Source organism: Prosthecobacter sp. GW821-HT29F12 (assembly GCF_058803405.1).
Map to the genome: position 1 here is coordinate 6,483,932 of NZ_CM179517.1, position 13,996 is coordinate 6,497,927.

General features: G+C 58.1%; 14 protein-coding genes. 13 read left to right on the top strand and 1 reads right to left on the bottom strand.

Annotation, left to right across the window (positions count from 1 at the left end):
• The first annotated feature begins 2 nt into the window (after positions 1 to 2).
• Genes AC3RLQ_RS26750 through AC3RLQ_RS26770 form a run of 5 tightly spaced genes read left to right on the top strand, consistent with a single transcriptional unit; the run spans position 3 to position 5,345 of the window.
• Positions 3 to 1,553 (top strand): DUF3844 domain-containing protein, encoded by a 1,551-nt coding sequence (locus AC3RLQ_RS26750; protein WP_493031728.1) that lies wholly within the window; start codon positions 3 to 5, stop codon positions 1,551 to 1,553.
• Positions 1,546 to 2,652, top strand: a complete 1,107-nt coding sequence (locus tag AC3RLQ_RS26755) for a glycosyltransferase (protein WP_493031729.1) — start codon at positions 1,546 to 1,548, stop codon at positions 2,650 to 2,652. Before AC3RLQ_RS26750 ends, AC3RLQ_RS26755 begins: the two co-directional genes overlap by 8 nt.
• The gene (locus AC3RLQ_RS26760) at positions 2,649 to 3,800 is read left to right on the top strand and encodes a glycosyltransferase (protein WP_493031730.1); all 1,152 of its coding nucleotides are present in this window, start codon (positions 2,649 to 2,651) and stop codon (positions 3,798 to 3,800) included. Before AC3RLQ_RS26755 ends, AC3RLQ_RS26760 begins: the two co-directional genes overlap by 4 nt.
• A complete protein-coding gene (locus tag AC3RLQ_RS26765; protein ID WP_493031731.1) occupies positions 3,797 to 4,531 on the top strand; it encodes a class I SAM-dependent DNA methyltransferase in 735 nt (244 codons plus the stop codon). Before AC3RLQ_RS26760 ends, AC3RLQ_RS26765 begins: the two co-directional genes overlap by 4 nt.
• Before the next feature lie 4 nt (positions 4,532 to 4,535).
• Complete coding sequence (locus tag AC3RLQ_RS26770) at positions 4,536 to 5,345, top strand: FkbM family methyltransferase (protein ID WP_493031732.1); 810 nt, start codon at positions 4,536 to 4,538, stop codon at positions 5,343 to 5,345.
• Here the strand turns inward: AC3RLQ_RS26770 and AC3RLQ_RS26775 are convergent.
• The gene (locus AC3RLQ_RS26775) at positions 5,331 to 6,341 is read right to left on the bottom strand and encodes a glycosyltransferase family 9 protein (protein ID WP_493031733.1); all 1,011 of its coding nucleotides are present in this window, start codon (positions 6,339 to 6,341) and stop codon (positions 5,331 to 5,333) included. The two genes, AC3RLQ_RS26770 and AC3RLQ_RS26775, sit on opposite strands and share 15 nt — an antisense overlap.
• A gap of 87 nt (positions 6,342 to 6,428) precedes the next feature.
• On the opposite strand from AC3RLQ_RS26775, the gene AC3RLQ_RS26780 reads away from it, so the two are divergent.
• Genes AC3RLQ_RS26780 through AC3RLQ_RS26815 form a run of 8 tightly spaced genes read left to right on the top strand, consistent with a single transcriptional unit; the run spans position 6,429 to position 13,980 of the window.
• The gene (locus tag AC3RLQ_RS26780; RefSeq protein ID WP_461524229.1) at positions 6,429 to 6,584 is read left to right on the top strand and encodes a hypothetical protein; all 156 of its coding nucleotides are present in this window, start codon (positions 6,429 to 6,431) and stop codon (positions 6,582 to 6,584) included.
• Positions 6,581 to 7,555, top strand: coding sequence for an exosortase/archaeosortase family protein (locus AC3RLQ_RS26785; RefSeq protein WP_493031734.1), 975 nt, complete (start codon positions 6,581 to 6,583; stop codon positions 7,553 to 7,555). Before AC3RLQ_RS26780 ends, AC3RLQ_RS26785 begins: the two co-directional genes overlap by 4 nt.
• A complete protein-coding gene (locus AC3RLQ_RS26790; protein ID WP_493031735.1) occupies positions 7,552 to 8,265 on the top strand; it encodes an exosortase-associated EpsI family protein in 714 nt (237 codons plus the stop codon). The genes AC3RLQ_RS26785 and AC3RLQ_RS26790 overlap by 4 nt, the downstream gene beginning before the upstream one ends.
• The gene (locus AC3RLQ_RS26795; RefSeq protein WP_461524226.1) at positions 8,262 to 8,912 is read left to right on the top strand and encodes a class I SAM-dependent methyltransferase; all 651 of its coding nucleotides are present in this window, start codon (positions 8,262 to 8,264) and stop codon (positions 8,910 to 8,912) included. Before AC3RLQ_RS26790 ends, AC3RLQ_RS26795 begins: the two co-directional genes overlap by 4 nt.
• On the top strand, positions 8,909 to 9,709 hold the full coding sequence (larE, locus tag AC3RLQ_RS26800) for an ATP-dependent sacrificial sulfur transferase LarE (RefSeq protein WP_493031736.1): 801 nt from the start codon (positions 8,909 to 8,911) through the stop codon (positions 9,707 to 9,709). The genes AC3RLQ_RS26795 and larE overlap by 4 nt, the downstream gene beginning before the upstream one ends.
• Positions 9,706 to 10,464 carry a nickel pincer cofactor biosynthesis protein LarB gene (gene larB, locus AC3RLQ_RS26805; protein ID WP_493031737.1) on the top strand — a complete coding sequence of 253 codons (759 nt, stop codon included), beginning with the start codon at positions 9,706 to 9,708 and terminating at the stop codon, positions 10,462 to 10,464. Before larE ends, larB begins: the two co-directional genes overlap by 4 nt.
• A gap of 2 nt (positions 10,465 to 10,466) precedes the next feature.
• Positions 10,467 to 11,828: a phenylacetate--CoA ligase family protein gene (locus tag AC3RLQ_RS26810; protein WP_493031738.1), complete on the top strand. Its 1,362-nt coding sequence runs from the start codon at positions 10,467 to 10,469 to the stop codon at positions 11,826 to 11,828.
• 16 nt (positions 11,829 to 11,844) lie between these two features.
• Positions 11,845 to 13,980, top strand: coding sequence for a bi-domain-containing oxidoreductase (locus AC3RLQ_RS26815; protein ID WP_493031739.1), 2,136 nt, complete (start codon positions 11,845 to 11,847; stop codon positions 13,978 to 13,980).
• Positions 13,981 to 13,996: the final 16 nt, after the last annotated feature.

A 13,996-nucleotide genomic window follows, 5' to 3' on the forward strand; every position in this document is an offset into this window, starting at 1 on the left:
TTATGCAAAGCAGGGCTTTCATCATCTTCCTCGGCGGCATCGGCGCTGTCTATGTCATGCTGTCTGTGCTGCTCGGTGGTGGCAACACCATCGGCGCACTGGCTCAGTTTCTCTCCATCGGCTCCTTCATCCTCGCCGTTCTCCAGCCGCGGTTGGCACTTTATCTCATGGTGCTCTATGCCGGTTACAGCGACCTGCTCAAGCGCATGATGGTCTTCGACGGTCATGTCACCATGAACGACATCCTGTGGGTGCGTGCTCTTTGCCCGCTGACCCTGGCTGGTATCTGCATTGGCACCTTGGTTCGTTCACTCCACGACGGCAGCCTGCATCACAGGCGCAAGCTCGTTTCACTGCTCGTCTGCTTTCTCGGCTTCATCGTTTCCGGTGTCTCCGCTTTGCGCAGCGGCAGTGGCTTCAATGCGGCCGCCACGCAGCTTGCCGATGGCGCGGCCTACATGTTCCTGCTCTTTGTGGTTCCCTGCATCTTCCGCACTCCGGCGCAGATCATCGCCTTCATCAAATACTGCCTCATCGTCTTCATTCCCGTCGCTCTGTATGGCATCAAGCAGCAGATCTTCGGCCTCAGCGACTTCGAAATCGAATACCTGCAGTCCGGTCTCACCGTGCTCTCCAAGCATCTCGATGACGTCCGTCCCCGCCCGTTCTCCACGTTGGTGGACAGCTCTCCCTTTGGCACCACTTGCGCAGTCTGCGCCTGCCTGGCACTCTTGGTCCGCCGCCATCATCGCGATACCGGCACCCGGGCCTGGGGCGGCATGAGTTTCGTGCTTTTCGTCCTCTTCGTCGTCGCTTGCATCGCCAGCATGGCGCGTATCGCCAACCTCAACTGGATGCTGCCCATCCTGCTGCTGCCGGTGCTGCGCAGCGCACGCGGTACCGCGGCTCTCTACGCCACCGTAGCCACCATGTTCGTCACCGCCTGTATTTTTGCCCAGGAGCTGATCAATGCCGTCACCAGGCTCACGCTTTGGGCACTCGAAAACTTTGGCGGCACCGCCATCGGTGTGCAATTCTCGCGTTTCTGGACCATCTGCGACCGCCTCGACGGCATGCATGACATTGCGCACAATCCTCTCATGTGGACCATGTTTGGTTACGGCACCAAGGGTGCGGCAGATTTGCATGACGCGCACCTGGTTGCCAGCCATGATCTCATATCCAATCTGCTGCTGGAAATCGGCTGGCTGCCGCTCGGCATCCTGCTCATCATTGCGGCGTTGGCCCTCCATTCGTTTCACCGCAGCGTGCTCGGACTTCGCGGCACGCCCGTATTCAGCATCTGCCTCTGGATGGTTGGCATCCTGTTCGGTCTCCTCGTCCACAACATCTTTGCTGGTAATGTCACCTCGACTTTCCCGGTGAATTTCTTCTGCTGGTTCATCGCTGGAGGACTGAATGCCTGCATCATACATCAGGAAGGATTGCGGGTGAAAAAGCAGCTGCCGGAACAACCTCCACCCCACATGCGTCACCCTTCTTTCGCGCATGCAGCCACGTCACCGTTCAATCGAAATCTACCCTATGGCTGATTCGTCACAACTGGTCGTCCTGGCTCCTCATGCACTGTATGATTACAGTGGCAGGCCTCGTCGTTTCTTGGATGCTGTGCCCATGCCGTCCCATGGCCGTGCCATTGTCGGCGCATGGTTCCAGAATGATGAGCAGCTCGAATGCGATTACAGCCGGAAACAAGGCGGTGCTCTCCGCCGCCTCAGCGCTGCTTTCGGCCTTGTCTGGAAGCACTACGCCACCCTCCGCCGGGCGCGCATGATCTATTGCCTCAATGGCATGCACTACACGGCCCTGCTCCTGCTTTCTCGCTGCGGCCTGTTTTCCACCGCAGGAAAAATCATTCGTCGTGTCGCCTACCATGACACCGCTCTTCAACGACTCACCTCCAGCCTGCAAAATGCTTCGCCCGCCTTTCAGCTCGACTGCATCACATCCGAGCAGTTCGCCACCACAGCGCGGCAATTGGGAAGCCGCCGGGTGATTCTACGTCCGTGGAAAATCGACACCGGCTGGTTTCAGCCTCCAGACGATGTGCCAAAAACCCGCATCTTGCTCCCTGGCAACATCAGTCGTGACGAATCCATCGTTGCCCCGCTGCTGCATGGCGGTCTTTCCATCACCCGCATGGCTCGTATTCCGTCTTTGCCCCCCCGCTTTGCCAACGAGATTGCCAATCCTCGCTTTGAGCTCGTCATGAACGCCTCGCATCGTGAGTACCTGGAGCATCTGCATGCGGCTCCCATGGTGCTGCTCCCCATTGTGCCCTGTGATAATCCTGCGGGACTCACCGCCGCGATGGAAGCCATCTCCGCCGGTGTGCCAGTACTCGCCAATCACAGCATGGGTCTCACCGAGCTCTTTTCAGAGTGCCACTATCCCGTGCCTATGCTCCACAATCTCGATCCAGATGCCTGGGCGCGGGCGTGTCATCAAATCGAAGACCAGCGCGACTCTCCCGACTTCCTTGCCGCTCTGGAAAACTCACGTCAGCTGCTCCTCAAACGCCACAGCATCCTGCCTGCGGGCGAAGATTGGGAGCAAATTTTCGCCGAGGCATCTACCGCTGATTCTTCCATCTCTGAAGCTGCTTTCGGCGCGGCCTCATCCCCTGCATGAGACCCGGCCTCCTGCTCATCGGCCATACCTACGCCGCTCTCGAAAATCGCAAGAAGTTGCAGGCGCTCGCCGCACATTTCGACCTCGTCTGCGTCACCTCCACCCGCGAGCAGCACTTGGTGCTTGGTCGCCCTTCGTCCGACTTCGACAACGACTCCGACGCCCCCGCGCGCAACTACCAGCTCATCCGCCTGCCGCGCTCGGGTCAAACCAGCACCACCTTTCACTACTCAGGCCTCGCCGCGGTTATGCGTTCGAGACGTTTCGATGTGGTGCTCGTCGAAAATGAACCCTGGGCCCGTGTCTGCTTGCAGGCACGATTTTTGAAATCCTTCTTCCAAGCTCACGCATTGTTCGGTGAATTTACCTGGGAGAACGTCGAGCGCCCCGGCTGGAAGGGATTCATGCTCGCTCCCATCTATCGGGCCATGACCGCCACGACCGACTTCATCATCGCCGGCAATCAGGCCGCGTCACAGCTTGTGCAGAAGCATGGCGCGCGCGCAGACGAAGTGCTCGTCGCTCCGCAGCTCGGCGTCGATCTCGACAATCATCAGCCCGCTGCATCTGCCGAGCGCGCAGCGCTGCGCCAGGACTGCGGACTGCCCGCTGACGCTTTCATCGTCGGCTACTGCGGTCGATTGACCGAAGAAAAAGGCCTCCATGAGCTGCTGCAAGCCTGCGATGCCTTGCAGAACGTCCATCTCGCCATTCTCGGTTCTGGCAGGCTCGAATCCTGGCTCAAGGAACAGCAGCAAACTCGGCCATGGCTGCATCTGCTGCCGCCACGTCCGCATTTCGAAATCCCCGCTTTCCTGCGCTGCCTGAATGTCTTCGTGCTTGCCAGCAAACCAGTGCGCACCATGCAGCTCTGCTGGGAGGAGCAGTTCGGCCATGTCCTCATCGAAGCCATGGCCTGCGGCGTCGCCACCATAGGCTCCAGCAGCGGTGCCATCCCCGAAGTCATCGGTCACGACGAGGCCATTTTTCCTCATGGCGATGCCACTGCGCTCGCCGGTCGCATTCGTGCCATGATGAATGATTCCACCATCGCTCAGAGCCAGCTCGATCGCACCCGCAGGCTCTACACCCATGACGCCGTCGCTGCACAGTGGGCCGCCTTCATCCAGCACCAGCTCGCCGCATGAGCAGTTATCGGGACATCCTCTATCGCAACTACTCCGCCTCTTTTGAAGGCCAAAAAGCCTTCGATGCCGGCATGCAGCACGATCAATACGAGGCCACCTACACTCACCTGCCTTCGGATCGCAGTTCCAGCATCGTGGATCTCGGCTGTGGTAAAGGCGAGTGGATCGCCTGGATTTCATCCAAAGGTTTCACCCAGCTGACCGGTGTTGATCTATCGCCCTCAGATCTCGCCATCGCCCGGGAAAACAATCCCAACCGCAAATGGGTCGAGGAAAACGTCATCACCTTCCTCGAATCACACACTGAAGCCTTCGATCTCCTGCATGCGAAGGACATCATCGAGCACTTCACCAAAGACGAGTTCATCCGCTTCCTGACTGCCGCCAGAAACGCGCTCAAGCCCGGTGGGAAATTGTGGATGATCACCTTCAATGCTCAGAGCCCCATGTCCTCCGTCACACGCTACGGTGACTTCACGCATGAGACCGGCCACACGCCCAGCAGCCTGGCCCAGTGCCTCCGGTCTTGCGGCTTTGCTGAGATCCGAGTCACCGGCTTGCATTACTGCTCATCCAGCCTCGGCGGCCGTTTGCGCGCCCTGCTTGGCACCTTCATTTACGGCTGCTGCCGCGTGCTCATCCAGCTTCGCCATGGCAAAGGACCGCAGACTCCTGGCATCGATCGCATGACGGCCAGTCCAGATCTCTTTGTCGAAGCGGTGAAAGCCTGATCGCATGCATCAAAAGCTCTCCAACGTTCTTTGCGGCCTCCGTACCATCACCCAGTTCGACCGGATTTTTTTCACGCTCTGCCAGCGACTGCTCGGCAGAAAGCTTGGCTGGACAATCTATGCGAAGGGCCGCCTTAAGTTCCTGGTCGATCATCTTGCCGGTGATCAAAGCGGAACCCGCGACTGCATTGCTGGCCCCATGTATCGGGAGCTTTTCAAGGAAATGCAGTTGCCGCGTCAGTTACGATTGCTGGACCTCGGTGCCAATGGCGGCGGTTTCCCTCTGCTCTGCCTCGACCTCGGCTTCGAATTCTCCGCCCTCACCTGTGTCGAGGTCAATCCCTTCACTCATTCCCGGCTCTCTCTCAATATCAGGCAAAACATCGGGCTTCGTCCAAAGCTCCTGAACGTTGCCATCGGCGGTCATCCGCGTGAACTCACGCTTTCATTTCCATCAGGTGGCACCGGTTTTTCTATCTATGGCGCGGCGGATGGCACCGCGAATGAGAATGCGCTTATCGAGGTGCTTACGCTGGATGAAATCATGCATCGCGGCTTCGGTGATGAAGCCGTGGATCTCTGCAAGATGGACGTCGAAGGCGCTGAGTACGAAGTCTTGCTCGGTGACTCCGCCGACAGCCTGCACCATGTTCACTACCTCGTCATCGAAATCCACGCGGTGGAGTCTGCCAGGCAGGACGCACTCCTCAGAAAGCTCAAGACCCAGGGTTTTGAACGCATCAAAACCTCAACCGCCTGCGATGACGTTCATCTGTTCGTCAATCGGCAGTGGACGGACTCAAGCCGCAGCTAATCGCGTTTCGATCCTCCGATGCACCTCGTCCACGCTCCAGCGGTCCATGCAGGCCATCGGCCGCTCCTTGTTCTGGCAGGCATTCACCGGGTGCGAAAGCAGGTCACACGGCTGGCAGGCCAGCTTGGGATCACGCAAAATATCAAAACCATCCGTATGCCAGGGCGGATCCCAGTTGGCAGTCGAAGGACCGTTGAAGATTGTTCCAGGAACACCGAGCGCCGAGGCAATGTTCATCGGACCCGAGTTGTTCCCGATGAAGTGCTTCGCGCCCGCCATCACGCGCACCAACTCATCCAGAGATCCAGGTTTCATTCTTCTCACCTGCGGCTTCAGCTTGTCCTCCCCGGCTTCACCCTGTTCAAACCAAGTCACCGCGTGCTGGGCAGACAGCCGGTTTGCCAGCTCGATGCCGCGTTCCAGCGGCCAGCGCTTGTAGGCGCGGCTCGCACCCGCATGCATCACCACCGATCCATGTTCTTCACGGCCAAAGGCGCTCAAGTCCGGGGGAGGCATTTTTTCTGGCAAAGCAGGCAGCTCCAGATGGCGGATCAGCGCCTGGGCGATGCGCCAGTTATGGATTGCCACATGTTCCTCACCTTCGGAAGGCAGACGAAGATTCAGGAGCGCATTCAGCTTCACCCGCTCGGACAGCGGTCCGGCTACCGCACGGGTGCCGCTGAACCTTGCTAGGAAATGAGCCACACTTCCCTGATCACTGCCGAGCAGGCATGCGTCCGGCTTGAGGCTTCGAATTTCCCGCCAAAAATGCCACAGGCGCGCGGGATGCCGCCAGGCACCATTAAACTCAGCCGTTTCGTAAGTGTGGACTTCCACTTCAGGGCAGCAGACTTCATACAATCTAGCCGCTGTCGGACTCGTCAGCACCACAATGTGCCAGTCCGGATGCGCCTCCACAAGTGACTGCACGACAGGCAGGTACACGACGTTGTCGCCGAGTTGGTTCACTTTGGAAATGAGCAGTGTCTTGAGCATTGAATGTTTTGACAGGCTTGTCCTGGAATCCATTTCGACTTGAATCCTATCCCAATGATTCAGCCTGACTGTCTTGGATGCGACCCCATGGCCCATCATAGCATCTACGAGACTTCTACCATCGCACCGCTGACTTTTGCCTTCAATGAAATTCAAGAATGGAAGGAGCAGTTAAAGAAATCGCTGACCATGCCAGGCGTTGACGATTCTTTTCACGGTTCCTTTCTCCAGCAATCATCATGAGTCGTTTACGCAGATCATCGTGGCTCGTGCTGGCTCTGCTGGCAGCCTGTGGCTTGCTCCTGATTGCTTTTCAGCCTTACGCGGCCGGTTACGGTCACTTCCGCCGGACGATTCTCTCCGAACTCCTCATGCAGTGGAAGGACCCGACCTGGCAGCATGGCGCATTGCTGCCGCTCATTGTCGGCTTTCTGCTCTGGCGGCGTCAAAATGAGGTGGCGCAGCTTCCAGCCTCTTCTAGCCGCTCAGGGTTGGCGCTGATCCTCTTCGCTTTGTTCTTCTACTTTGCCGGATTTCGCGCCAACAACTTCTACTGCGGCTACTTGGGCATCATGACTTTGATTGCAGGCACATCGCTGTGGCTGGAAGGCGCTCAGCGCAGCCGCGCGAGATTGTTCGCCTGGCTGATGCTCGGGCTCATGTGGCCGCTGCCCTTTTTGGAGGAAAGCATCGGCTACCAGATGCGGCTCCTCATGGTGAAGTCGACAGGCTTTGTCCTCAATGCCGTGGGCGTCGATTCCCTCGTCTCCGGCACCGCTCTGCAATCCATGCCCAACATCGACTTGGGCCGCAAGGCGGGCGATTTGTTCAGCGTTGGCATCGCCGCGCCGTGCTCTGGCATGCGTTCACTGTTTGCGCTGCTCGTCGTCGGTGCGCTGTTCAGCTATTTCCGCCAGCGTGTCATGTGGCGCAGGTTTGCACTGTTCAGCATGATTCTGCCCATCGCCATCGTGGCAAACATGACGCGCATCCTGGTCCTGATCTTCACGGCCATGGTCTTCGGGCAGCAGTGGGCCATTGGCGATGCCGAGAAGGAAGTGTCCGTCTTCCACGAATTCACTGGCATCGTGGTCTTCCTCGTGGCGCTGCTTCTGCTGCAGCTCGCCTCCTGGTTGCTGGATCGCTCGTGCGGCGGACCGGGCTTCAAAAACTCGCGCACTGTCTCACGTCAGGTGGTTGCCCCTGTCTTATGATTGCTCGTGCTTTCATTCTTCTGCTGCTCTGCGGCATGACGTCGTTGCTCTGCCAGTTTTCGCCCGCGATGAAAGGCGGCGATGAATCAGGCGTGCTGGCCGAGCTGCCCATGGTCGCAGGTGATTTCGTCGGCGAGAGCGAAGCGCCAGGCGAGCAGGAAATCGCATTGCTCCCCAGTGATACGATCATCGTCAAACGTGCGTATCGCACACCTGGACGATCCGTTGGAAGTCGCGATCTCGTCCAGGCGTCGCTCGTCATTGCAGGCAATGACAGCCGCAGTATCCACCGCCCTGAGGTCTGCCTCGATGGCCAGGGGTGGACGGTCACCGACTCCCGCGTGCGCGAGGTCAGGCTGCTCTCCGGCGAAGCTTTGCAGGTGCGCGACCTCGCCATTGTGCGCGAAGTGCTGCTCGGCAACGGCAAAAAACTGCCGCTGCGCGCTCACTATATCTATTGGTTCGTTGGCGCGGATGTCACCACTCCGAGTAATCTGGAGCGTCAGCTTCTGAGTTTCCGCGACAACATTTTGCATAATATCAACCACCGCTGGGCCTATCCCTCCGTCATGGCCTGGGTCACAGAAGGCATGTCGCCTGAGAAAACGGGCCAGCGCATGCGCAGTGATGAAGAAACGATCACGATGCTGCTCAATCTTGTGCGCACTCTGGCGCCGAAGTTTCAAAAAAATCTCATGCCTCGCTCATGAAGCAGACCCTCATCCATCACATTTGGCGGCTGATCTTCAAAACCTTCCGCAAAAAGCGCTTCGCTCAGTTTGTGGACCGTATTCAGCCGCAGCCGCATGAGCGCATTCTCGATATCGGCGGCTATCCGGCCACTTGGGAAGGGCATGAGCAGATCGCTGCGGAGATTCATATCGTCAATGTCCACGAAATCACCCCGCCTGCCAATCCGGGGCGTTTTCGTTTCCAGGTCGCAGATGGCTGCGCCCTGCCATTTGCAGACCAATCCTTCGACATCGTTTTTTCCAACAGCGTCATTGAGCATGTGGGTGATTTTGAACGTCAAAAAGCCTTCGCCGCTGAGGTGATTCGCACAGGCAGGCGCTTGTGGGTGCAGACACCGGCGCAGGAGTTTTGGATCGAGCCGCACTTCATGACCCCCTTCATTCACTGGCTGCCAAAATCCTGGCAGCATCGTCTCACGCGCAACTTCAGCGTCTGGGGTTGGCTCACCCGTCCAAATGCACAGCAGGTCGCCGCATTCATCGGCGACATCCGCCTCCTCACCCATGCGGAAATGGTGCAGCTCTTTCCTGGCTGCGAGATTTTCCGCGAGAAGGTCTGCTTCGGCCTCTTCACCAAGAGTTACATCGCCGTAAAAACTTTATGATCGACCGTCTTATTCATCATCTACAACCATTGGGACGCGTCGCCGTCGCCTATTCGGGAGGTGTTGATAGCACACTGGTGCTCAAGGCCTCGCTTGATGCGCTCGGCGCTGAAAACGTCATCGCCCTTCTCGCCGTGTCACCCAGCCTGCCGCAAAGCGAAAAAGACGAGGCCATCGCACTTGCTCAACAGCTCGGTGCCCGCCTCGAACTCCTGCCGACCGCAGAAGTGAACGATCCCTCCTATCAGGCCAATGCACCCAATCGCTGCTACTTCTGCAAAGACCATGTCTACCGCGCCCTACGTCAGTTCGCAGAGCAGAACGGCATCGACCACGTGCTTGATGGCATGAATGCCGAGGACACGCTTGACGTTCGCCCCGGTCGCGCCGCCGCACGTGAACTGCATATCCTCAGTCCGTTGCACGACCTCGGTTTCAGCAAACAGGACGTGCGTCACTTCGCCAAGGCCCTCGGTTTGCCTAATTGGGACAAACCCGCCGCCGCCTGCCTCGCCTCCCGCGTACCGTATGGCACGAGCGTCACACCAAAACTGCTCTCGCAGATTGAGCAGGCCGAGGCTGCACTCTTTGACCTCGGTTTCCGTGAACTTCGCGTGCGCCATCATGGCGATGTCGCCCGCCTTGAAGTGCCCGAGGCCGATCTGCTGCGCGCCTTGCAGCATCGCGAGGCCATCACCACAGCTCTGCGTACCACCGGTTACACCTACATCACCCTTGATCTCGCCGGGTTGCGCTCCGGCAGCATGAACGAAGTGCTCAAAGCCCGCTCCGCATGAACGAATCCAAACTGGCCGACCTCCTCGCTCAAGTCAGCGCTGGCACATTGCCTCCTGACCAGGCATTGGAACGCCTTCGCACCCTTCCGTTTGCCGAATCAGGTCAGGTGCTGGCCGATACGCATCGCATGATCCGTCAGGGCTTTCCTGAAGCCGTGTATGCCGAAGGGAAAACTCTCACCCAGACCACGGATGCCCTCACCGCCCTCGTCGCTGCTCATGGGGGTGCGCTCGCCACCCGGGTAACATCCGAAGTCGCCTCATCGCTGCTGCAGCGTTTTCCCACCGGCAGCTATGACAGCGTTTCTCGCCTCTATCGCATCGGTCAGATGAGCGCCTCCTTTTCCTCCGCGCCTGTGGCGGTCGTGTGTGCCGGCACCTCAGATTTGCCGGTTGCCGAAGAAGCCGCGCAGACCCTGGAATTCGCGGGCGCAAAAGTGAACCGCTTCACCGATGTAGGTGTCGCCGGACTCCATCGCGTGCTCGCACGTCTCGATGATTTACGGGCCGCGAGCATCGTCATTGCCATCGCCGGCATGGAGGGCGCGCTGCCCAGCGTCCTCGGTGGCCTCGTCGCAGCCCCGGTGATCGCGGTACCCACCAGCGTCGGTTATGGTGCCAATCTCCATGGCATCTCCGCCCTTCTCAGCATGCTCAACTCCTGTGCCAGCGGACTCACCGTTGTGAACATCGACAATGGTTTTGGTGCCGCTGTTGCTGCGCTGCGTATTCTGAACATGCAGCCGAAGGCTTGATCATGTCCCTTGAAGACGCCCTTTATCCGTTGCTCAAACTCTATGAGGCAGCACCTCAGCTCGTGAAGTCGCTGGCAGGACGGGCATATCGAGCGATCCCGCCATCCCTGCGTTATGGTCCGTCCTACACTCGATTTCAAAACGAAGCACGCGAGGTTGAGACATGGGATGCGGAGACTATCCAACGCTATCAGATCAAAGCATTACGCGAGTCTCTGATGGCGGCAGCGAAGGCCCCATTTTATGCGGAACGCTTTGCAGCAAGTGGCGTCGATCCAGCGAAGTTCGAAACGCTGGAACAGCTAGCCGATTATCCACTGCTGACAAAGCAGGATGTGGTTTTACAGCGTGAGCAAATGGTCAATCCAGAGTTCGATGCAAAGCAGCGGCTCTACATCACCACAGGCGGATCAAGCGGCGTGCCAGTCGGATTTTATCTGCACAAAGGCGTGAGCCGTCCGAAGGAGCAGGCCTATCTGGAGGCGCAGTGGTCACGGCGCGGTTATCGCACTGGAGATCGCGTGGCCGTCATTCGTGGGAGCGTCACCTCCAGCAAAGCCGGTGGTGCCATCAGTTATTACGACGCCACACGAAACTGGCTCATTCTCTCCTCCTATCACCTCACGCTTGAGCGCCTGCCCGAGTATGTGGCCGCATTGAACCGCTTCCGTCCTCAGCACCTCCATGCCTATCCCAGCGCAGCACTGATGCTCGCGCGCGGACTGGAGCAGACAGGCCTGAAGCTCGACTTCAAGCTGACCTCCCTTCTTTGCGGCTCAGAAAAGCTCACCGCAGAATCCCAGCAATATCTGGAGCACTTTTTCAAAGCACCCGTATTTCACTGGTATGGTCACAGCGAACGCGTCGTTCTCGCCGCACAGACCCGCACCTCCAATCATCTCCATTTCTGGCCCACGTACGGCTTCGTGGAGTTCGGCAATCCAGATGCCGAAGGAAACCAAGAAATCATCGGCACCTCCTTTCACAATCACGTCATGCCGTTGATCCGGTATCGCACTGGAGATTATGCGAAAATCACAGATGGCGTGGCTTCTGAAATCGTTGGTCGCGATTACGAATACCTCGTCAGCGCCTCCGGCCGCCGCATCTCGCTCACCGCGATCAACATGCACGACCGCATTTTCGACGGCCTGCTGGCCGTCCAGTTCTTCCAAGCGCAAGCAGGCGTGGTGGAATGTCGCTTTCAACCCGGCCCGCAATGGAAAGGCAACCTGGAGGCGATAAAGACAGGCTTGTCACAAAAGCTGGGCGACGACTTCACGCTCACTTTGCAGCAGGTATCGGAAGTGGAGAAGACTAGCGCTGGCAAGCACAAGTGGCTGGTGACCCATTTAAAATCGTGAATTGAAAAGCTCATTGATGAAACAACTCGCCCAATACCAAGACGGACGCCTCGAATTGCAGGACGTCCCTGCACCTGTGCCACCGCCGGGAGGCATCTTGGTGCAAACGACCTGTTCAGTGATCTCGCCCGGCACGGAACGCATGAAGGTGGAGCAGGCCCGGATGTCGCTTCTGCAAAAGGCCAAGGCGCGGCCGGATCAGGTCAAGAAAGTGATCGATACAGCGAAGACCCTCGGCTGGAAAGCCGCCCTGCAAAAGGTGCGCAACCGTCTCGAATCACCAACCCCTCTGGGCTACTCAGCGGCGGGAATCGTGGTGGCGGTGGATGAACTGAACTCACGTTTTCATGTGGGCGATCGCGTGGCCTGCGGCGGTGCGGAGTGTGCCTTTCATGCCGAGATGATCGCAGTGCCAGATCTGCTGGCGGCACCGATTCCCAACGGCGTTGAAGACTGGCAGGCAGCCTATACCACGCTCGGATCGATCTCCATGGAAGCCGTGCGCCAAAGCGGAGCGCGACTTGGCGAGCGTGTGCTCGTGCTGGGGCAGGGGCTCGTCGGCCTGCTTGCAACGAGTCTGCTAAAGGCCTCCGGTGCACGCGTGATGAGCGCGGACTTTTTCGCAGATCGTCTGCAAACCTCACTCGCCATGGGGGCAGAGCGCATTGTGAATCCAACACAATCAAAGCTCGAAGACGAGGTGCGCGCATGGACAGATGGTCACGGCGTTGACGCAGTCTTGCTTTGTGTCGGCGGCAAAGGCCGCGATGCAGCGGACACTGCTATTTCATGCCTGCGTGATCGTGGTGTCATGGTCATTGTGGGCATCTACGATGCGGAGCTGTCCTGGAAGACCGCCTACATGAAGGACATCCAGGTGCGTTACTCGCGCAGCTATGGCCCGGGCCGCTACGATCCACAGTATGAATGGGGCGGGCAGGATTATCCCATCGGCCACGTGCGCTGGACCGAAAACCGAAACTTCGAAGCATGCCTGGAACTGATGCGCACAGGTCAGTTGGATTTAAGTCCAGTGACCACACGCAGGGTGAAATTTGGAGATGTGCTCGGAATTTACGACAAGCTCGAGAGCGAACTTGGTGTGGTGATCGAGTATTGTAGTCCCGGCTTTAGCCGGTCTGGAAACGGGGAACCCAAAGCAACATCAGAGTTTTCCAATCTCCCAAAGACAGCTCTGCAATCAACCGTCGGAATCCTCGATGTCATCGGTGCAGGCAATTTCGCGCGCACGATGCTGCTCCCTCATGTGAAAGGGAAAATCGCCCTCGGCACAATCGTGAATGCCACGGGTCTCTCAACACGCCATGTGAAGGAGAAGTTTGGTTTCAAGCACGCAGCAACAGATGCTGCCAAAGTATTCGATGATCACGAGGCCACCGCAGTGATGATAGGCACCCGCCATCATCTTCATGCACCGCTGGTGCTGAAAGCCCTGCAAGCCGGTAAGCAGGTGTTTGTCGAAAAACCACTCTGTCTGACATGTGAGGAACTAACCTGGATCGACACAGCCATGCTCGAATCAAAGGGCAGCGTGATGGTGGGTTTCAACCGGCGCTTCGCCCCAGCCACAGTGGCAATGATGGAAGTCCTGAGAACGGTCTCTGGCCCAAAGACACTCTCATTTCAAGTCAACGCAGGTGTGCTCGCGCCAGACCATTGGTATGCGAATGTCGCCGAAAGTGGCGGACGCGTCCTTGGTGAGGCCTGTCACTTTTTTGACTTTGCCTGCCACGTCCTCGGCAAGCCGGTGAAAGTCACCGCGCAGGCGATAGGCCGGCCCAAGGTGCCAGATTCAGTCACGGCACAGATCGAATTTGCAGACGGATCGTCGGCGCAGGTGATTTACTCCGCTGAAGGTGACTCTGCCTTTCCGAAGGAAACTTTTCGTGTGTTCGCGAGTGGGGTGGTATGTGAGTGCGAGAACTTCATGAAGCTGTCGATCTTCAAACAGCGCAAAGAGACCGTGAAAAAATTCGCCTCAAAGGGGCACGCCGAAGAAATGGCGGCATGGCTCGCCTTCTTGAAGGACGGAGCACCACATCCGCTGCCCTATGAACAAGCGCGGCAGAGCATGCGCCTGACATTCGCAGTGCTGGAGTCCATTCGCGAAGGGCGAAGCATCGCATTGTGATGAGCCTGGGCTGGTA